The following is a 19,961-nucleotide window of genomic DNA, read 5'->3' on the forward strand; positions in this document are numbered from 1 at the left end:
CCAGCAACGCGCCTTCGATCTGCTCGACCTGACACCCTCGCTGTAGGCAGCACGAAACACTTCGCAGTCAACAAATCCCTGCGATCACAACAACTTGCTCAATTCCCTCAGGGGTAACTTCGGGCTAAAAGCCCAGGATGGCATGGCTGCCCTACCCGGAGCTGATGACAAGGCGCGCTTCGGAATTCGGATATCGCACGCCGCCGTTTCGGTCTATCGCTGCGTCGGATCGACCGAGGAGATCGACATGAGGCATGCCAGGATCGGCACGGCGCTGGCCGCCATGGGCATATTCACAGCCGGCTGGCTGGCTGGCGGCGGGCTCGATACGCGCACCGCGCCGGTGCCGATCATCGCCAGCGCCCTGGCCCAGGCCGACCGCCCGGCAATGGACCCCAACATGCTGGCCATCGCGATGGGCGTGGCGTCGGTGGCGGTCGACACCGAGGCGGCGGCGCTGCGCATCAACGATCTCACCGACCGCCTGGCGGCGCTGGAGCGCCGCGTGCAGGCGCTCGAGAAGCGATAGCGATACGCCGTCATCCCGGGCAACGCCCGGGATGACGGCGATGCCTCAGTCCCGCTGCTCCAGCTTGCGGCGCGCGGCCTCGATCATCGGGTCGTCGTTCGGCAGGCCCTTGATCTGGTCCAGCATCTTCTCGCGCAGCTCATCGGCGTTGTCGAATTCGAGGTTGGACCAGAAGTTGCGCGAGCGCCGGAAGTAGCCGATATCGTCCAGCAGGCTGGTGCAGAAATAGTACGCCTCCGCCACCCTGTTGTAGGGCCGCGTGTCGACCTCGCCGACTGTATTGATCGACAAGCGCACCGTGCGGGCCAGGATGATCGCGATCTGGGCGCGCGCGAACGCCTTCTGCAGCTCGCTCATGTGCGGCCAGCCGAAGCGCACCAGCCGCACCACGTCATAGGCATGATGGCAGTTCTGCGAGCCGCGGTCCTGCCAGCCATAGGGATAGGCGCGCTCGCGGGTACGGAAGGTGGTGCGGATCAGCTCGGGCAGGCGCTCGATCTTCCCGTCGCGATAGCTCGCGATGTGGAAGGTCATGCTGAGGTCCTCGGTCTTGATGAGCTGATCGCCGACCTGGTACCAGGCGCCCCAGTAGCCCGTCTTCGGGTCCTGCCACTCGCGGTCCATGTACTCGATCAGCGCCGCCGCCACCGGGCCGCGCGGCCAGTCCGGCGGGAACAGGCCGGCCAGGGACGGCAGGAACAGCAGCTGCCCCAGGCCGGTGACCGTGAGGTTCAGCTCCTTGCGGTTGTCGATGCCGTCTTCCAGGACGCGCGACGTGGTCAGGCGGCGGAAGCGCTCGACGATCTTCTGCGGGCTGTCGACCTCCTTCATGAAGCCCAGCGGATGGGCCGGCTTGCGGCCCTGCGCCACCAGCTCCTTGAGCGGGTCAGCCGAGGCCCACATGCGCAGGAACCAGGCCTCGTAGCAGCCGCCCCATGAGCCATCCTGCGGCGACTGCTCGCCGGCGGCGTGCTGCTGCTGCGCCGGCTGCGCCAGGCTCTCGCGCAGGTCCTTCAGCCGCCGCTCGATGCGCGCCTCGTCCTTGGTCGAGCCGATCAGCCAGTCGGCCTCGTCCAGGATCTGGCTCGAGCACGGCAGGTACTCGCCCGCCTCGCCGCGCTTGAGGATCTGCTTCCTGAGCTCGTCGAGCTGGTAGCCGTAGCGGGCGTCCATGCGCTTCTTCTGGTCGAAGCGCGGGATATACCCGTCGACCAGGCGCACGCCCGGCGGCAGGTCGGGCGCCGCCCGTGCCGGTGCCGGCAATGTCGCCGCGGCCAGCGCGAAGCCGGCCAGCAGCGCGAGCCATCCGAAGTGCTTGCCCATGACGCACCTATTGGCTTTCCAGGCGCAGGTCGCGCCACAGCGCGATGCCGCTCACCGTGTAGGATGCCGCCTTGCCCAGCTGCACGTCCAGCTCATGGAAGCGGCCGCGCAGAACCAGGCTGCTGCTGCCCTTGATCGTGGCCAGCCGGCCGGTGCCGCCCGTGAGCTGGAACTTCCCGGAGCAGCCGACCAGATGCACGCCGGTGCATTCCCAGGTGCCGAACGCCTGCGCGCCGTCATAGGCGGTGAAGGTGCAGAAGCCGTTGCCGCTCTGGTGCCCGGTCTCGGTCTCGACCTGCACCATCGCCGGACAGACGATGCGGCCGGTGTCGACCGGACCCTCGGGCGTCTCCACGAACAGCGTGCCGGTGAGCGCGCTCGCCATCGCCAGCTTCTTCTCGGCCGTGCGCGTCACCGCCCCTTCCGACGTCCAGACCGCGAACGCATTCATCGCCACCGGCTCCTCGGCCCGCGCCGCGGCTGCCGACAACCCGGCCAGGGACGCCGCCAGCGCCGCGGCCGCGAACCTGAAGCGCAATCCACTGCCTGCCATGAGATCCTCCGTGTCCGCCGAGGCCGGTCACTTGAAGTTGACGTAGACGGCGTCGGCGCCCAGCGACAGGGCAAGGCCCTGGCGCCGCGCCTTCAGCTTCATGATCACGTTGTGCTCGTTCTGCAGCGACAGCTCGCCGGCACTCTTGTCGCCCAGCGCGTAGCCGATCCGGGCCTGGCCGTAGGCACCCGGGAACTGCGAGACGTTGCTGAGGTTGTAGACCTCGCCATAGGCCTGCATCTTGGAGATGCCGATGCCGCCGATGCCCAGGCCGCCGATCTGGAACGCGTAGGACTTGCCGCCGAAATGCAGCGTGCCGCCGCCGAGGTTGCCGCTGGCCAGGAACGCGATCTGGACCTGCTCGATCTCGACCGTGCCGCTCTTCACCGGGTCGGCGGCGGCGGGGCCGGACACCAGGCTGCCGGCGGCCGCCGACAATCCGATCATGACGCCGCGGCGCGTCATCACCAGGCCTGCAGCCGACGCGCGCATCGGCACGTGCAGCCGCCGCAACGGACCGCCTCTGTCTATCATGGCACCCTCCTCATCCCGTTGACATGCGTCAGCCGCCCACCGCGGCGGCAGCGCGGCGCGTCGGAGCGGGGGCCGGCGACGGCGCCGGCTTGCTGATCTCCTCGAGGCCGGGCGGCACCTTGCGCCAGGGATAGCCCTGGCGGCCCAGGGTGTGGCCGTAGGCGAAGAGCTTGTTCATGTAGCCGCGATCGAACGGCGCCGGCGTCACCTCGGTGAAGCCGTCGTCGATATAGGCCAGGTTGAAATCGGCCTTCACGTCCTTTGCGAAATGGTAGATGTCGCGGGTGCCGCTCGCGCCCTGCATCTTGATGAGCGTCGAGATCGAGCGGCCCGCGATCGACACGATGCCGCGCCGCGGCATGTCGAACTGCGGCGTGATGCGGTTGTTGATGACGACGTAGAGATGGCGCTCGCGGCTGGGCGCTGCCGCCATCAGCGCCGTCACCGACAGCGGCATGGAGAAGACCTGGGCCGTGACGCCGCCGTCGACATGCATCTCCTGGAAGCGGCGGTCGCCGGACTGCACGTCGAAATAGATCGGCGGGAACACGCCCGGCATCGCCGCCGACGCCACCAGCACTTCCCGGAACAGCGTGATCGCCTTCGGATTGCCGCTGCTGGCGATCTTGCCCATGTCCCACAGCACGGGCCGCTGGCTGTCGAGATGGGTGGTGACGACGAACAGGCGGCGGCCGCTGCGATGCGCGGCGGCCACCTCCTGCAGCAGCTCGGGCGTCACGAAGCGGCCGACCATCTCGCGCAGCGGCGCGGTCTCGGCGACCGACTCGCCGAACAGGATCTTGAAGATGCCCTGGATGATGAAGATGTTCTTCTTGTCGACGGTGGTGAAGGCCTCGCGCAGATGCGTATCCTCCGCCGCGCCGACAAAGGCGAAAGGCGCGATCAGGGATCCCGTGCTCACGCCGGTGACGACATGGAAGACCGGCCGGTCACCGCGTTCCGACCATCCGGTGAGCACGCCGGCGCCGAACGCCCCATCCTCGCCACCACCCGACAGGGCAAGCACGTTCAAGGGCGGCAGCGGACCGGCACCCGCACGGCTGGCTTGCCGCTCCTGCTCGATGGCGCTGCGCACGTCGCGCTCAAGCGCTGCTGTTATGCCGGTGTCGCCCCAGATGCGGATGTCGGCGGGGAACCCGACCACATGAGCCTCGTTGAGATCGGCGGCGACATAGGGCGCACGGTCAGGCAGCACACCGCAGCCGCTCAGTGTCGCGGCGATCGTCACCATCACCACTGCAACCCATCGCCTGAAGCCGAACCGCATCCCCGCACCTCCGTCCAACACCCGGGGACGCACGATGAAAGCCCGACTGCATCGATGTGCGCTCACCTTGTACTGGTCTTGGCGCAGCGATGAGAAGCGGTCTATCCGAAAGCCGAACCAGACGCGCCGCACTGCAAGGGGGATCGGCTCAATGTAAAAATTCACTAGGCTGCGGTAAGTTTCTGGTTCTTTCTTGATTGTTGACCCTGTGTCCAAGATATTATTCAATACTCGGTAGAAGATATATGGATTTTTACATTTTTGAGTACGTTTTGAGTCGTTTGGGTTGCCGCTCCAGCGGCAACGAGGGGAGATCGGACCGTGGGGCACGTTCTCAGCCGCGAACGGTTCGCGGACTTCGACCAATACCGTGAGCACCTGCGCTGTTGGGACACCGAGGCTGTCCAGCTCTCGCCCGGCACCCTGTCGATCGGCTGCGACTGCCTCGACGCCGGCGACGTGATCCTCATGCGCCTCAATTTCCAGCCGGCCGCGCTCTTCAAATCGGCGCGGGACCCGGGCTGGTACACATTCATTCTCGACTCCTCCCCCAAGCGCTGGTGCGGCATCGACGTGCCGGCCAAGTCGTTCCGCACGATCGCGCCGCAGCGGGAAACCAATGTGGTCTCGCACCACCCCTGGGATTCGCTATGCATCACCGTGCAGCGCGATACCATGGCGGCGTGGGGATCACCCCTGTCCGATCTTGCCGACTGGACCCCCGCGCCCGAGCAGAGCATCTTTGCATCGGACCGTCTCGCGATCGAGGCTTTCAAGGCGTGGACGGACACCCTGTTTTCCACGCCGATGCCCTCGTGCTCCGAGGATGACGCCGCGCTATGGATCGCCGCGATCCGCGAGCGCGTGCGCCAGCACCTGCTGGCCGTGCTCGGCCGCAAGGAGAGTCCCAAGCCCCTGTCGGCGGTGCACCGTGTCGCCCGCTACGACCTGGCGCTGGCCGCCTTGCGCCGGATCGACCCCCATATCGAAGGCCGCGTCACGGTCAGGGGCCTGGCGCAGGGCCTGGGCGTGAGCGCACGGGCCCTGGAGTACGCTTTCCTGGCCGTCATCGGCGTCAGCCCGGCGCGATACCTGCTGGCCGAGCGGCTGAACCGCGCGCGCCACCAGCTGCGGGTCCGCGGGCCTGCGGGGGGATCAGTCACAGCCGTCGCCTTCGACCACCAGTTCGACAACCTCAGCCGTTTCGCCCAACAATACGCCCGCCTGTTCGGCGAACGCCCCTCCGAGACGTTGCGCTCCGCCCGCGACGCCTTCCATCAGGCCTAGACCCACCGGCTGCAGTATCGCGGCGCGGTTCGGAAATCGGATAGAGCGCGGCGGCAAGTTCGCCAAAGATCAAGGACCGGGTCACGCTGACGTTCGTCGCCGTCGTGGCGCGGCGCGGACAGGTGCGGGTGATCAAGGTGAGGCTCGGCTTCGGGACACGCTCCATGGCCGACACGCCGCTCGAAGGCATCGTACGCTGGGCGAGCCAGCACGGCTTCCAGTGCCTCGAGGTGGCGGCGCACGTGATGCGCGGCATGATGGATGACATGGACGATCTGCCGGCAGGCGCGGACTCCGGTGGCTACGGCGGCATGGGCCAGCTCGAGATCGTGGGCCTCACGGGCGAGCGCGTGAGCGCGCTCAAGCAGCTCCTGGCCGAAACCGGCGTGGGGATCAGCGCCATCGCCTACTATCCCAACCTGCTTCATCCCACGATGGGCCCGCCGGCGAAGGAGTGCGCCTTCCAGGTGATCGATGCGGCCGCGATGCTGGGCTGCAACTGGACGACGCAGGTGGGACGCGACCCGCGGCTCGATGTCGCCGACAACCTCGACCTGTTCGAGGCGGTCTGGCCGGAGGTCGTCGACTACGCCGAGCGCAAGTCGGTGAAGATCGCGATCGACAACGGGCCGCATCTCGACATGGCGCTGGCATGGCCGGCAGGCTTCAATGTCGCTACCACCCCCGCCGTGTGGCGGCGCATCTTCGAGATCTGCCCGCAGCGCAATTTCGGCCTGCACCTGGACACCTGGCATTTCGTCTACCAGCGGATCGATCCGGAATACGCCATCGAGAGCTTCGGCGACCGGATCATCAGCGTGCGCGCCAGCGACGGGCGCTGGAACCAGGCGGTGGCCAACGAGGTCGGGACCGTCGCGGTGCTGCCCCACCTGCTGGTGCAGCAGCGCGTCATCGGCACCGGCGATCTCAACCTGGGAAACCTGTTCGGCGCGCTATGGCGGGTCGGCTTCAACGGCGACGTGATCATCGAGCATCGCGAGCCGTCCGGGACGTTCCGCGGCGCCGAAGGGGCGCGCAAGGCCCTGGTCGTGGGCAAGCGCCTGATCGGGCCGTATCTTATCTGAGGATGGACACCCTCGCCGCCCCCGGGCGCGAGGCATGGGGGAGATCATGCACGCATCGCAGCCCGCCCGGTTCGGGTTTCGGTTAGCCGTTCTCGTGGATCATGGTGAAACTGGCGCCCGCATGGCCAGACGGAGTGAAGGATGAGGGGGATTACCAGAGCCCTGCTGTGCGCCTTGGTGCTCACGGCACCCTTTGCGCCATTGCCCGCGTCGGCGCAGGCGCCAGCTCCGGCACCGACGGCGCCGGCGCCGGCGCCGCAAAAGCCCCTCTACAAGCCGGAGGAGCTCGACCAGATGCTGGCGCCCATCGCGCTGTATCCGGATTCGCTGCTGGCCCAGGTCCTGATGGCGGCGACCTATCCGCTGGAGGTGGTCGAGGCGTCGCGCTGGTCGAAGGCGAACCCCAATCTCAAGGGCGACGCGGCGGTACAGGCCGTGCAGGACAAGACCTGGGATGTCAGCGTGAAGTCGCTGGCCGCGTTTCCCCAGGTGCTCGCCACGATGAACGACAAGCTCGACTGGACCCAGAAGCTGGGCGACGCCATGCTGTCGCAGGAGAAGGACGTGGCGGCTTCGATCCAGCGGCTGCGGAAGCTTTCCTACGATGCCGGCCGGCTGAAGACGGGCGACCAGCAGAAGGTCACTGTCCAGCCAGCCCCGGCTCAGACGCCCAGCGCACCCCAGACGATCGTCATCGAGCCGGCCTCGCCGCAGGCTATCTATGTGCCCGCCTATGAGCCGTCATGGGCCTACGGTTCCTGGCCGTATCCGGCGTACCCGCCCTACTCCTATCCACCGCCGGTCGGGTATGGCTACGGCGCGCCCCTGCTGACTGGCTTCATGTGGGGTGTCGGGGCCGCCGCCGCAGGCGCGATGTTCTCCAGCTGGAACTGGGGCGGCGGCGACGTGAACGTCAATGTCAACCGGGCCGCCTACGTCGACCGTAACTTCAACGGCAACAGGTACCAAAACGGCAAATGGAGCCACCAGCCCGACCATCGCCGCGGCGTCGCCTACAGGGACGCCGGCAGTCGAAGCCGGTACGGCGCATCCGTTCCCGGCGCCGATGGCCGCCGCGATTTCCGCGGCAAGGACATCGCGGGACGTCCGGGCGGGCCGGGTGCCGTCGGCCAGCGACCTGGTGGACCTGGTGGCATCGGTCAAGGACAGCGGCCGGGAGGCGTCGGTCAGGGGCAGCGGCCCGGCGGCGTCGGCCAAGGGCAGCGGCCAGGAGGCGTCGGTCAGGGACAGCGGCCGGGTGGCGTCGGCCAGGGACAGCGGCCGGCCGCCCGGCAGAGTCCGCAGGGCGGCGCGTTCGGCGGCATCGACCGCGGCGGCCAGCGCGTCAATCGAGACGCGGCCCGGGGACGGGCGAGCGGCGGGTACCGTGGCGGTGGCGGCGCGCGCGGCGGCGGCGGACGTGGTGGCGGTGGACGTGGCGGTGGAGGTCGGCGATGAAGCTGGGGTCACCAATGAGCTTGCGCTACATCCTGCTGGCACTGTGTTGCGTCGTGGTCATGGGCGCGGTCCCGTCCATGGCGCAGCAGAAGCCGGCGCCCAAGCCGCAACCCGCCGCTGCCGCGCCGCCTGCCGGCCAGCAGGCCTTCGCGACGCCCCAGGCGGCGTTCGACGCCTTCGTCGCCGCCGCGCGCAGCGCCGACCCCGCGCAGTGGCAGAAGGTGCTCGGCGCGAGCTACAAGGATCTCATCCCTGACGACATCGAGGACGTCGAGCAGGTGCGCAAGATGTTCCTCGAAGCCTACGCCGCCGGCAACAAGATCAACATGGACGGCGATTCCAAGGCCATCCTCGAGGTCGGCACCCACGGCTGGACGATGCCGATTCCCCTGGTCAAGGGCGGCGACGGCTGGCGCTTCGACATCGTGGCCGGGGCCGACGAGATCGGCAACCGGGAGCTCGGCCGCAACGAGCTCGCCGTCATCCAGGTGCTGCTGGCGATCGTCGACGCGCAGCAGGAATACGCCGAGGCCGATCCCATGAAGACCGGCACGGGTCAGTACGCGCGCCGCCTGCTGAGCTCGCCGGGCAAGAAGGATGGTCTCTACTGGCCCTCGCAGCCGGGTGAGCCCGAGAGCCCGCTCGGCGATCTGATCGCCCACGCCCAGGCTGCCGGCGCCACCGAGGGCTCGGGGTATCACGGGTACCACTATCGCCTGCTCTACGCGCAAGGGCCCGACGCCAAGGGTGGCGCCCGCGACTACATCGTGAACGGCCGGATGATCGGCGGCTTCGCGGTGGTCGCGTGGCCCATCACCTACGGCATCACGGGCAACATGACCTTCATCGTGAGCCAGGACGGCGAGGTCTTCGAGAAGGACCTCGGAGCCAACACGGCGGTTGCAGTGGGCCAGATCAAGACCTTCAACCCGGACAAGACCTGGAAGAAATCCGACACCACGCCCTGAGATCGATTGCTGCCGCGGGCGCGCCACGACCCTGGCGCGCTCCCGGCAATCCTCATTGCGGCGTGATGCCGAGCTGCTTCACGACATCGATCCACACCGGACTCTCGTCCTTGAGGATTCGCGCGAAGGCCTGGCGGCCGGATGCCGCGTTGTCGATGCCGAAGGTGTCGAGCATCTCGCGGATCCGGGGTGTCTGCCCCGCCTCGACCATCAGCGCCGACAGCCGTTCGACAATCTCATCGGGAATGCCGGCCGGCCCCAGCAGGCCGGCCCAGCCGCGGATCTGGAACGCCTTGGCGGTCACCCCCTGCTCCAGGAACGTGGCCACGTCCGGCAGCTTCTTCATGCGCGTCTTCTGCGGCACGGCGATGGCACGGCCTGTTCCGGACGCAAGGACGCTGGCGGCGGCCTGATAGCTGCCGCTGGCGGCATGAAGCGCGCCCGATGCGAAGTCCTGCCACATCGGCGCTTCGCCGCGATAGTGCACGGCCTCCATGTTGAGCCCGAATGCCTTGTTCAGTTCGGCGATGACAATGTGCCCATAGGATCCGAGCGAGTAGCTGCCGACGCTGACCTTGTTGTTCCGCGCCCAGGCGGCGAACTCCTTGATGTTGGTCGCCGGCACGGAGCGATGCACCACGAAGGGCAGATGGCCGGCTTCCGCGAAGGCGATATAGACGAAGTCCTTCTCGGGGTCGTAGGGCAGGCTCTTGAACAGCACCCGGTTCATCACCATCGTCGTGGTGATGGTGAACAGCAGCGTGTAGCCGTCGGCCGGCGACTTGCTCACCATCTCGGCAGCGATGATACCGCTGGCGCCCGCCTTGTTCTCCACCACCACCGGCTGACCGATCTTCTGCGCGATGTGCTCGGCGTAGGCACGGGCGAACACGTCGGTCAAGCCACCGGCGGGCGCGCTTACGACGAGGCGGACCGGCTTGGCTGGCCAAGCCTGCGCCCGCGCCATCGCGCCCGGCAGGATCGGCACGATTGCGGCGGCGCCCGCAATCGCCATGCCTCGACGTATCAAGATACGCCGTGTAGTGCTCTGCCTCATCGCGCTGACCCCCTTACGACTTGCTCTTTTGTTAGGGGACTATTTGTCTGCCACCGCCCGGTGACAAGCGATGAAGCGCCCGAATGTCTCGCGAGCCGGAACTGTCTGCGATGAGCGCGCTTCCTCGGAAATCCGAACCGTCATCCCGAAGCGTAGCGAGGGATCTCCCGCGGAGGACGCACGGTGCGCCATTCGCGGGAGATCCCTCGCTGCGCTCGGGATGACAGTAAGTCGTGATGACGGCGAAGATGTGAGCGCCGCGCGTTCAGGCGGGGAATTGCGCGCCGGGCGTGGAACGCGAGATCGCCGTCTCGTCCGGCGACATGTCGGCCGGCACGTTGCCGAACAACGGCGTGCTGAGATAGCGCTCGCCGGTGTCCGGCATCATGCACAGGATGGTCGCGTTCCGTGGCGCATCGGCGCAGACGCGAAGCGCGCCGGCAAAGGTCGCGCCGGCGGTGATGCCGACGAAAATGCCTTCCTTGCTGGCGAGGTCGGCAGCGCAACGCAACGCCTCGGTGCCGGAAACGGCGATCACGCGGCTGATCGTTCCCGATGCCACGGCGTCAGCCGTCAGCTTCGGGATGAAGTCCGGCGTCCAGCCCTGCATAGGGTGCGGCTTGAAGGCAGGATGAGGCGCAGCCGCCGACCCGTCGGGATGGCGGCTCTGCTCGGCGCCACTGGCCAGCAGCTGTGCATCCTCGGGCTCGCACACGACGATCTTCGTGTCGGGCCTCTCCTTGGCCAGCACCCGTGAGACGCCCTTCAGTGTCCCGCCGGTGCCGTATCCCGTCACCCAGTAGTCGAGCCTCTCGCCCTTGAAGTCCTCGACGATCTCGCGCGCCGTCGTGCGGGAATGCATGTCGGCATTGGCCTCGTTCTCGAACTGGCGCGTCAGGAACCAGCCATGCGCGCTTGCCAGCTCGGCGGCCTTGGTCACCATGGCGACGGCACGGCCGGCCGCCGGCGTGAGCACGACCTTGGCCCCCAGGAAGCGCATCAGCTTGCGCCGCTCGACACTGAACTGCTCGGCCATCGTCACGACCAGCGGATACCCCTTCTGGGCGCAGACCATCGCCAGGCCGATCCCGGTGTTGCCGCTGGTCGCCTCGATCACGGTCTGCCCGGGCTTGAGCTGACCGGACCGCTCGGCGGCTTCGATCACCCCCAGTGCCAGACGGTCCTTCACGGATCCCAGGGGATTGAATGCCTCGACCTTCGCGAACAGATTGACGCCCGCGGGCGCCAGGTTGTTGATCCGCACAACCGGTGTGTTGCCGATCGTCTCGAGAATGCTACCGAACTTGCTCATCGTTGCCCCCCAACTGCAAACGCCAATCGTCTTGTCAGAGCACGGTCCGGGCGCCGCGGCCATGCCCTGCTCTGCTAGAACGGAAATGCGCTCATGTGCTCCACACGTGCAACATGCGCCTTGATCGCGCTTGCCACCGCCTCGGCATGTGTCGTGATCGCGAAATGCGACGCGCCGGCAAGCGCGGCGGATGACGCCTTGTCCATGTGCTGCGCCAGCAGCAGGTTCGCGCGCTGCGCGGCAGGATGGCTGTCGGCCCCCCACATGACAAGGGCCGGCGTGGCGATGGCCGCCAGGGACGCCGGTGTCAGCGGAAAGCCGTATGCGCTGGCCCAGTCCAGGATGTTGACCGCCGTCGTCTCGACGGCATAGGCGCGCACGCGCTGCGGCCAGGCGGCGAAGCAGCCCGCGCCGCCGTAGAAGTCGACCATCGCTTCGATCGCCGTCGCCCGGCCGGCGCGAAAAGCTGCGAAATAGCCGTCCGTCATGTCGCGGAAGGCACGGTAGTGCTGCAGCTCGCCCGTCGTGCGCAGCAGCTCCGCCGCCGGCGCCTCGATGACCGTCAGGCTCAGCAGCGGCACAAGGTTCCTGAGCGCGACGACAACCGCGGCCAGCCCGCCGAACGAATGACCGACGAGATGCACCGGGCTGCCGGCACGGCGAATGACCGCTTCGATGACCTCGGCCTCGTGCGCGATATCGGCATCGAGCGCCGTGCGGCGCTCAGCGGTCCGGCCGTAGCCCAGCAGGCTCGTCGTCACGCAGCGGAAGCTGTTGCCCCACTGCGCGACGACAGGCCGCCATGCGGCGCCGGTGCTGCACGACCCCGGCACCAGGACAATCGTCGGGCCGCGCCCTTCCTCGTGGTAGTCGATGGTGCCCTGCACGTCATCGATCATGGGTTCCCTCCGGCCGGTCGGCGGCGCGACGCGATGGCAGGCCGTCAATGCCGGGTGATGACGACCTCCAGATACTCGCTGGGCACGACCATGGTGCCGTCCCCCGAGCGGTTGAACTGCCCGATCAGCGCCACGAGGTCACGTTCCAGGGCCGCCTGCGCCGGCGGCTCGAGCGCCGCGAATGTCTTGAGGACCGGCCCGTAGTAGCTCCTGAACACATCGAGCCAGTGCTCGGCGGAGCGGTACCGGAACACGAAGTTTTGCGGCGTCGCCTTGATCGAGGTCCGGGGGAACAGCTCGGCCAGCCGCGCCGGCGTGCCCCACAGCGCCGGCGACTTGACGCCCGGCGGCGGCGGCATGTGCTTGCCGATGGTCTTGAACAGCTGGCCGATGAACCCGTCCGGCGTCCAGTTGGCCAGGCCGATCTTGCCGCCCGGCCTGCAGACGCGGACCATCTCGGCGGCGGCGCGCTCCTGATCGGCCGTGAACATCACGCCAAAGGTGGAGACCACCACGTCGAAGCTGCCATCCGCGAACGGCAGCTTTTCAGCATCCGCCTCGCGGAACGAAAGGTCGAAGCGCTCGGCCTCGGCGCGCTGGCGGGCGCGATCGAGCAAGGCCGGCACGTAGTCGGTGGCGACCACATCGCACCAGCGGCGGGCCGCCGCGAGGCTGACATTGCCATTGCCGGCGGCGACGTCGAGCACCTTCTGGCCGGCACGGACGTCAAGCGCCTCGCACAGCGTCTCGCCCACGATCTGCAACGTCGCGCCGACGATCGCATAGTCACCGGATGACCAGGCGCCCTGCTGGCGCGCTTTCACTGCCGTCAGATCGACCGTAGCCGACGCGGGACCTTGGTTTGTTGCTATGGCCGTCGTAACCATGATCGCCTCTCCATTCGTGATGTCGTTCCTGCTATAATGTTGCCTGCCCGTGCGAGGACGTTGGCCGGATCTGACGCTGCAGGTGCGTCATGACCTCAGTCTCGAGCGTAGCGGGCTCCCGTGGAGGTGAGCGTGGAAGGCGGCGTGGAAGTGCCCGTGGATTCTTCTGAGACGCGCCGCAGCGATGACGCCGCGCTACGGGTGCGCCTGCTCGGCCCCCTGTCGATCACCCGCGGCGGCGCCATGCTGGCGCTGCCGGCGTCGCGCAAGGCGCGCGGATTGTTCGGCTATCTGACGCTGGCGCCGCGGGCGGCCGCGCGCAGCCAGCTCTGCGAGCTGCTGTGGGATGTGCCCAACGACCCGCGCGGCGAGCTCCGCTGGTGCCTGAGCAAGATCCGGGGCCTGGTCGATGCGCCGGACCGCCGCCGGGTCGATGCCCGCGCCGACACCATCCGGCTCGACCTGACGGACTGCTTCGTCGATGCCATCGAGATCATGCGCGCGCTCCAGGACGGTATCGAGACGCTGCCGCCGGCACGCCTGCGCATGCTGGCGGCGCTGTTCGCAGGTGACTTCCTCGAAGGCATGGAGATCGACCGCAGCCCGGTGTTCAGCAGCTGGCTCACGGCGCAGCGCCGTCGTTTCCGTGACGGCCATGCGGCCGTCCTGGAGCAGCTCGTCAAGAGCGTCCCCGACGATGAGGCCTTCGACCATCTCGGCACCTGGCTGCAGATCGCGCCATTCGAACGGCGCGTGCACGAGGCGCTTCTGGATGCCCTGGCCCGCTGCGGCCGGCTGCGCGAGGCGGAGGAGCATCTGGCGGCGTCTGCCCGGCTGTTCGAGGCCGAGGGCCTCGATCACGCGCCGATCCGCGACGCCTGGCGCGCGGCCCGGGCAAAGACCGACGGCGCAGCGGCGGCGCGGCCGCTCGTCGTTGCCGCAGCGTCCGCCGCCAGCAGCGTCGCCGAGGGCGGCAGCCCGCTGGCGGCGCGGCGCGCATCCATCGCGGTGATGCCGTTTGCCGACCAGACCGGCGGCGCGGCCGTGCCCGGAGGGCCCGGTGACGGGCTGGCCTACGACGTGATCACGCGGCTTGCCAAGCTGCGCAGCTTGTTCGTCATCGCGCAGGGGACCGTCTTCGCGCTGCGGGACCGGAACATAGCCCCGCATGATGCCGGCCGGATGCTGGGCGTCGACTACATCGTCAGCGGCTCGCTGCGGCGACAGGGCAAGCGCGTCACGGTGATGGTGGAGCTGGCCGAAACGCAGACCGCGCGCATCGTCTGGGCGGAGGTCTTCGACCGCACGGTGGACGACGCCCTGCTCGTCTTCGACGACATCGGCAACAGCATCGTTGCGTCCATCGCCCATGAGGTCGAGGCCATCGAGCGCAACCGCGCCATCCTGCGGCCGCCCAACTCGCTGGACGCCTGGGAAGCGCATCACCGCGGCCTGTGGCACATGTACCGGTTCAACCAGGTCGACAACGTCCAGGCCCAGCACTTCTTCGAGACAGCCGTGCGCCTCGACCCAACCTTCGCGCGCGCCCATGCCGGCCTGTCCTTCACGCATTTTCAGAACGCATTCCAGGGCTGGGCGGACCGCCGCCGGGAAATCGATCGCGCGATCGACACCGCCGGGCAGAGCCTCATGGCCGATGACCGCGATCCGGCGGCGCATTGGGCCATGGGACGCGCGTTGTGGCTGCGCGGCCGCCACGACCAGTCCTTCGTCGAGCTGGAAACCGCGATCGACCTGAGCCCGAACTTCGCGCTTGGTCACTACACGCTGGCGTTCGTGCATGCGCAGACCGGCGATCCCGACGCCGCGATCAACTACGCTGATCATTCGCGCCAGCTGAGCCCGTTCGATCCGCTCCTGTTCGGCATGCTGGGCTCGCGCGCCATGGCGCTGGTGCGCCTCAACCGCTTTGCCGAAGCCGCCGACTGGGGCGTCAAGGCCACCGCCCGTCCCAACGCACATGCGCATATCCTGGCGATCGCCGCCTACTGCCTGGCGCTGGCCGGCCGGCTCGACGAGGCACGCACCTATATGGCAGCTATCCGCAAGATGGTGCCGGACTATCGCGTCGATGACTTCCTGACGGCCATGCAGTTCGCGCCGGACGATGCCGCGTTGTTCCGGGAGGGCGAAAAGCGCATCGGGTTGGGTTGAGGATACCCGCGCCACTAGTAGCTATCGGTAGGAGGCGAGTTGTGCCTGTCATCCCGAGCGCAGCGAGGGATCTCCCGCGTGTGGCGCACTGTGCGTCACACGCGGGAGATCCCTCGCTGCGCTCGGGATGACAGATATATCAGCGACCTGCGATTTCCAGCACTTCAGATTAGTTTCGAGAAACCACGACCGAGGAGACATGCCGTGAGCGGTACGATGAGCCTGTCGCAGCGCGCTGATGCGCTGGAATCCAAGATGGCACGGGACCTCGACTACATCGTCATCAAGTCGCGCCTCTACAGCATGGCGGACGGCGATATGAGCCCGCCACCGAATGCGGGCGCGCTGATGAAGGAAAACCCGAAGGCACGCGTCCTGATGGGCGACGACCCGCGCCTGCCGGCAATGCCGGAGAAGCCGTCCCTCATGGATTTCTTCAGGCTTCGCTTCGGCCCATGCATGCACCTCCTGCAAAGCGCCAGGCACGCGGTCAAGGCCGGCTTGCCCGAGAACATGGTGCTCGCCTGCCTGCTGCACGATATCTCGACGATCGGCTTCATCCGGGGTGACCACGGATATTGGGGGGCGCAGCTGGTCGAGCCGTACGTCGACGAGGAAGTGACCTGGGCGATCCGCGCCCACCAGGTGCTGCGGTTCTATCCCGACGAATCGGTCGGCTACGAGTATCCGCAAGCGTACATCACCGCGTTCGGCCCCGACTACCATCCCGATCCCTACGTCGAGGAGGACTACAAGCGGATGCGGGCCCACAAATGGTACATGTCGGGCCGGCAGATCACCGTGCACGACATCTACTCGTTCGACCCCAACCTGCATGTCGAGCTCGACGAGTTCACCGACGTCATAGGCCGCAACTTCCGCCAGCCCGAACAGGGCCTCGGCTTCGACAACAGCCCGGTCGCGCACATGTGGCGGGCGATGATCCGCCCGGCAAAGTACCTGTAGCGTCATCGCTTCGTATCGAGTGGCGGCCGGCATCGAGCGCCACAGCTGACGCCAGTCGCGCACTTATGGCGCGACACCATTGTCCTGAGGGCGCCCCCGGATACTCTCCGGCGCATCGGGCATGTAGGGCGTCAGGTCGATCCCAGGATAGCGAGCGGCGACGTCGCGCAGCGTCTGATCGGTCCAGTAATCGCTGCCGGGTGGTGGCCAACCGAAGAGGTCGCGCTGTCGCGGCGTCATGCGCACCATCGCCTCGGTCATGCCGGGCTGCCGCGCGTGGTGCGCCCACGACATCTTGCCCTGCCAGCGCCAACCCCGCTGCTGAAGGTCGACCAGCAAGGCGAACCGCCCCCTGCCGGGCGACGTGAAATCCGAGGCGCGATGCAGCACGTCGGTGCGGTAGATCAGCAGGCTCCCAGCCGGGCCGGTTGCCGCCGTCTCGTGCTCGAAGAGCGCGCCCATCGGCAGCTCCAAAGGCACCAGCGGGATCTCGAGCGATTTGTCGAGCGGGATCAGCTTGGTTGGCGCATCGTGCTCGCTGACGTCGGACAGCAGAATGAAGGTGGTCATCTGCCTGTGCCGGCCATCCAGCGAGGGCACGACCAGCGTGTGGTTGCCATAGTCGCGATGGTGCGGCTGCTCGTAATCGACGGCACCGCTGTACTTGGCCCACAGCTCGATCTTGTAGATTTCCAGATCCTTCGTGTCGAGGAAGCGCTCGGCGGCGTCGATCAGCTCTGGCAATACGGGCAGACGCGAGAGCGCCCAGTCGATGTACGGCCAGTAGCGTATGCCGGCGAGCTTGGTCGAGAGCTGCGGGTACTTCGATGGATCGGCGAAATACGCGGCGGGCCTGGGATAGAGCCGCCACATCGCGTCCTGTGCTGCCTTCAGCGTATCGGGGTCGAGAAAGCCCTCGACCAATGTGAAGCCCTGAGTGCGCACCTCGTCGAGAGCACGGTCGGACACCCGCATGGCCGAAGCCCTCAGCCGGACGACGGTCGGCGCGTCGTCGACGCCGATGGCAACCCCCAAACCCTCAGATCGCAGACCGACGCCAAGTTCGGTTGCCCTGCCTGGCCTTGAAAGAACCGGAGCATCCGCATCGTTCCTTCTCCTGCCGAGATGGAGTCTGCCGTTCAACGGAACAGTACCACTGTTTGGGCAGCATCGTGTCGGCCGCGCGAACAGGCCTTCCGGGGATCTCAGGCTGCCGAGGCACCGCGACTATTCGAACACCGTGCAACGGAATTCCTCGTGCGACCGGTGATCACAAGCAGACCCTGGTCAGCAAACCGGCGTCTACTGTCAGGATTGCTCGCGCCGGACAAGACATCGCCTTGCCCGAGGGTCAGCGGTAGCAACGTATCACCAGCGCTTACCAGCAGCGCGAGCCCGGGTAGCCGTCACCTCGTCATGCCGCTGCCAGCGGAGGTGCTGCCATGGCTCTCAACCTTGCCCATCCGGTTGGACTTCGAAACCGGACGACAAACGTCAAGAACGACGCTGTCGACCAGAAGCTGGTGATCGACCTGCTGTCGAAGATCGGCGACAAATGCGGCGGCAAGCACGATCGGTGGGCAGGAAAGCCGCCTGCTGCCGGGCCGAACGGCAGTTGTCCCAAGGAGCTCGCGGACGCGATCTGGGACTTCCAGGTGAACTGGCAGGGCCGCGGCCTGATCAAGCATCCCGACGGCGTCGCCGACCCGGGCGGGCGCACGATCAACCACATGATCGCGCTGACGCGGCCTGTGTGCGGGCCCAAGATCGACAAGGAGCTGAAGGATACCCATACGAAGATCCAGACCGACTTCGCGAAGCTGTCGCGCGCGCAGAAGGACGCGGCATGCATGCGGATTCTCATTCCATTGCTGCCCTCGAAGGAAGCGCCCGCCACCTTCGAGCAGATCATGGCCGATCCGAAGAAGCTGCTGTCGCTGGCGGGCGTGAAGCCGGACATCGACGGCTGGGATATCCTGCCCCTGTTCCTGGGGACCTCCGAGTGGCTGCGTTCACCGAAGGTGCTGCATCAGCCCTGCGCGGTGCCGTCGACGATCAACCCGAACGCCAAGACCCACAAGGAGAAGGAAAAGGCGCATGAAGACGAATGCACCTGCTCGGATACTGTCGAGGTCGACGGGAAATGCTGGCTGAACGGCACTGTCAACTGGGGCACGTTCGGAATCATGGTCAAGCTGTGCGCCGTCGAGTTCGTTCCCTCGATCTTTCAATCCGCCGTCCTGCTGTACGCCGAGACCCTGTGCCGCGGGTACAAGCAGTTCATCAACAAGGAAGATCCGACACTGCCGATCGAGTGGATCCGCGCGACATTCAACGGCGGCGCCGGCGCAGCGCCGAAAATCGCCGGGAATCGACCGAATTGCCCCTGCCTTTGCAAGCTGAAGGGCGATATCGTGGATTGGGACTATGTCTGGGAGCCGGTGAAGCCTCGACGTGCCGCGAAGCTTCCGAAGGTCAAATGATGTCGCGCCGATGACGGTCGCAATCGAGCGACATCGACCATCACGCGCCTTGACGTCGATCAAGCCGGCTCGCTGGTGGATGTGCTCGATTCCTCCCGAAGGAGCGCGACATGACGAACACCATGAAGGCAGCTGTCGTTCACACGCTCGGCTCGCCGCTCGTGATCGAGAACGTGCCGGTCCCGGAGCCGGGGCCAGAGCAGATTCTCGTCCGCATCGCGGCGACGGGCGTCTGCCACACCGACCTCCATGCCGTGAAGGGCGATTGGCCCGTGCGCCCGGCGGTGCCTTTCATTCCCGGTCATGAGGGCGTGGGCACGGTTGCCGCCGTCGGCCGGTCGGTGAAGCGCGTCAAGGAGGGCGATCGCGTCGGCATCCCGTGGCTGCACACCGCCTGCGGCTACTGCCCGCATTGCCGGACGGGCTGGGAAACCCTGTGCGCGGCGCAGAAGAACACGGGCTATTCGATCAACGGCAGCTTCGCGGAATATGCCCTGGCCGATCCCAATTATGTCGGCCGGTTGCCGGCGGCGCTGGACTGGGGACCGGCGGCACCGGTGCTTTGCGCCGGCGTCACCGTCTACAAGGGCCTGAAGGAGACCGAGGTGAAGCCCGGCGAATGGATCGCCATTTCGGGTATCGGCGGCCTCGGCCATATGGCCGTGCAATACGCCAAGGCGATGGGCATGCACGTCGCCGCCATCGATGTCCATGCCGACAAGCTGGCGCTGGCGACGACGCTGGGCGCCGAGATCGCCGTCAACGCCCGCGAGACGAACCCGGCCACGGAGTTGCAGGCCCGCCTCGGCGGCGTCCATGGCGTTCTGGTCACCGCCGTCTCGCCGACCGCCTTCGAGCAAGCCTTCGGCGTTCTGCGGTCGCACGGCACGATGGCGCTGGTCGGCCTGCCGGCAGGCTCGTTCGCCCTGCCGATCTTCGACACCGTGCTCAAGCGCATCACGGTGCGCGGCTCGATCGTCGGCACGCGACAGGATCTGGAGGAGGCCCTCGATTTCGCCGGCCGCGGCCTGGTAGAGGCCCATTTCTCGTGGGACAGCCTCGAGAACATCAACGCCATCTTCGGCCGCATGGAGCAAGGCGGCATCGACGGCCGCATCGTGCTGCGGATGCAATAGCCGCCGGCGCCGTGCACGAGT

18 protein-coding genes are annotated in these 19,961 nt (G+C 67.2%); 9 read left to right on the forward strand and 9 right to left on the reverse strand.

All coding sequences use genetic code 11. The annotated features are described in order from the left end of the window. The first annotated feature begins 247 nt into the window (after positions 1 to 247). On the forward strand, positions 248 to 529 hold the full coding sequence (locus tag FHP25_RS36210; protein WP_147851876.1) for a hypothetical protein: 282 nt from the start codon (positions 248 to 250) through the stop codon (positions 527 to 529). Between the two features lie 45 nt (positions 530 to 574). Here FHP25_RS36210 and FHP25_RS36215 read toward each other — a convergent pair whose 3' ends face one another. Genes FHP25_RS36215 through FHP25_RS36230 form a run of 4 tightly spaced genes read right to left on the reverse strand, consistent with a single transcriptional unit; the run spans position 575 to position 4,227 of the window. Further along, complete coding sequence (locus FHP25_RS36215) at positions 575 to 1,852, reverse strand: hypothetical protein (RefSeq protein WP_147851877.1); 1,278 nt, start codon at positions 1,850 to 1,852, stop codon at positions 575 to 577. Between the two features lie 7 nt (positions 1,853 to 1,859). Further along, entirely contained in the window at positions 1,860 to 2,405 is a 546-nt protein-coding gene (locus FHP25_RS36220) for a hypothetical protein (RefSeq protein WP_147851878.1), read from the reverse strand. Between the two features lie 27 nt (positions 2,406 to 2,432). Beyond that, entirely contained in the window at positions 2,433 to 2,939 is a 507-nt protein-coding gene (locus FHP25_RS36225; protein WP_147851879.1) for a hypothetical protein, read from the reverse strand. A 28-nt stretch (positions 2,940 to 2,967) separates the two neighbouring features. Continuing rightward, entirely contained in the window at positions 2,968 to 4,227 is a 1,260-nt protein-coding gene (locus FHP25_RS36230; RefSeq protein WP_147851880.1) for a patatin-like phospholipase family protein, read from the reverse strand. Between the two features lie 321 nt (positions 4,228 to 4,548). On the opposite strand from FHP25_RS36230, the gene FHP25_RS36235 reads away from it, so the two are divergent. From FHP25_RS36235 to FHP25_RS36250, 4 genes are all read left to right on the forward strand, one after another. Further along, positions 4,549 to 5,514, forward strand: a complete 966-nt coding sequence (locus FHP25_RS36235; protein WP_147851881.1) for a helix-turn-helix domain-containing protein — start codon at positions 4,549 to 4,551, stop codon at positions 5,512 to 5,514. Positions 5,515 to 5,678: 164 nt separating this feature from the next. Further along, positions 5,679 to 6,599 (forward strand): sugar phosphate isomerase/epimerase family protein, encoded by a 921-nt coding sequence (locus FHP25_RS36240; protein WP_178134057.1) that lies wholly within the window; start codon positions 5,679 to 5,681, stop codon positions 6,597 to 6,599. A 141-nt stretch (positions 6,600 to 6,740) separates the two neighbouring features. Next, positions 6,741 to 8,057 carry a DUF3300 domain-containing protein gene (locus FHP25_RS36245; RefSeq protein ID WP_147851883.1) on the forward strand — a complete coding sequence of 439 codons (1,317 nt, stop codon included), beginning with the start codon at positions 6,741 to 6,743 and terminating at the stop codon, positions 8,055 to 8,057. Between the two features lie 14 nt (positions 8,058 to 8,071). After that, complete coding sequence (locus tag FHP25_RS36250; protein WP_218578856.1) at positions 8,072 to 9,025, forward strand: DUF2950 domain-containing protein; 954 nt, start codon at positions 8,072 to 8,074, stop codon at positions 9,023 to 9,025. A 52-nt stretch (positions 9,026 to 9,077) separates the two neighbouring features. On the opposite strand, the gene FHP25_RS36255 is transcribed toward FHP25_RS36250, so the two are convergent. The 4 genes from FHP25_RS36255 to FHP25_RS36270 form a co-directional block, all read right to left on the reverse strand. Further along, positions 9,078 to 10,040: a Bug family tripartite tricarboxylate transporter substrate binding protein gene (locus FHP25_RS36255; RefSeq protein WP_218578858.1), complete on the reverse strand. Its 963-nt coding sequence runs from the start codon at positions 10,038 to 10,040 to the stop codon at positions 9,078 to 9,080. 307 nt (positions 10,041 to 10,347) lie between these two features. Further along, a complete protein-coding gene (locus FHP25_RS36260; protein WP_147851884.1) occupies positions 10,348 to 11,394 on the reverse strand; it encodes a PLP-dependent cysteine synthase family protein in 1,047 nt (348 codons plus the stop codon). A 74-nt stretch (positions 11,395 to 11,468) separates the two neighbouring features. Continuing rightward, positions 11,469 to 12,293 carry an alpha/beta fold hydrolase gene (locus FHP25_RS36265; RefSeq protein ID WP_147851885.1) on the reverse strand — a complete coding sequence of 275 codons (825 nt, stop codon included), beginning with the start codon at positions 12,291 to 12,293 and terminating at the stop codon, positions 11,469 to 11,471. Positions 12,294 to 12,337: 44 nt separating this feature from the next. Then, a complete protein-coding gene (locus FHP25_RS36270; protein WP_147851886.1) occupies positions 12,338 to 13,180 on the reverse strand; it encodes a class I SAM-dependent methyltransferase in 843 nt (280 codons plus the stop codon). A 156-nt stretch (positions 13,181 to 13,336) separates the two neighbouring features. Here FHP25_RS36270 and FHP25_RS36275 point away from each other — a divergent pair, with 156 nt between their 5' ends. Next, the gene (locus FHP25_RS36275; RefSeq protein WP_178134058.1) at positions 13,337 to 15,355 is read left to right on the forward strand and encodes a BTAD domain-containing putative transcriptional regulator; all 2,019 of its coding nucleotides are present in this window, start codon (positions 13,337 to 13,339) and stop codon (positions 15,353 to 15,355) included. Positions 15,356 to 15,559: 204 nt separating this feature from the next. After that, on the forward strand, positions 15,560 to 16,321 hold the full coding sequence (locus FHP25_RS36280; protein WP_218578859.1) for a hypothetical protein: 762 nt from the start codon (positions 15,560 to 15,562) through the stop codon (positions 16,319 to 16,321). A gap of 63 nt (positions 16,322 to 16,384) precedes the next feature. Here the strand turns inward: FHP25_RS36280 and FHP25_RS36285 are convergent, their stop codons facing one another. Continuing rightward, a complete protein-coding gene (locus FHP25_RS36285; RefSeq protein WP_147851888.1) occupies positions 16,385 to 17,464 on the reverse strand; it encodes a phytanoyl-CoA dioxygenase family protein in 1,080 nt (359 codons plus the stop codon). 299 nt (positions 17,465 to 17,763) lie between these two features. Between FHP25_RS36285 and FHP25_RS36290 the strand changes: the two genes are divergently transcribed. Next, positions 17,764 to 18,804: a hypothetical protein gene (locus FHP25_RS36290; protein WP_178134059.1), complete on the forward strand. Its 1,041-nt coding sequence runs from the start codon at positions 17,764 to 17,766 to the stop codon at positions 18,802 to 18,804. A gap of 110 nt (positions 18,805 to 18,914) precedes the next feature. Continuing rightward, on the forward strand, positions 18,915 to 19,940 hold the full coding sequence (locus tag FHP25_RS36295) for a zinc-dependent alcohol dehydrogenase (RefSeq protein ID WP_147851890.1): 1,026 nt from the start codon (positions 18,915 to 18,917) through the stop codon (positions 19,938 to 19,940). Positions 19,941 to 19,961 lie beyond the last annotated feature (21 nt).

Origin of the sequence: Vineibacter terrae (assembly GCF_008039615.1) — a bacterium.
GTDB lineage: Bacteria > Pseudomonadota > Alphaproteobacteria > Reyranellales > Reyranellaceae > Vineibacter > Vineibacter terrae.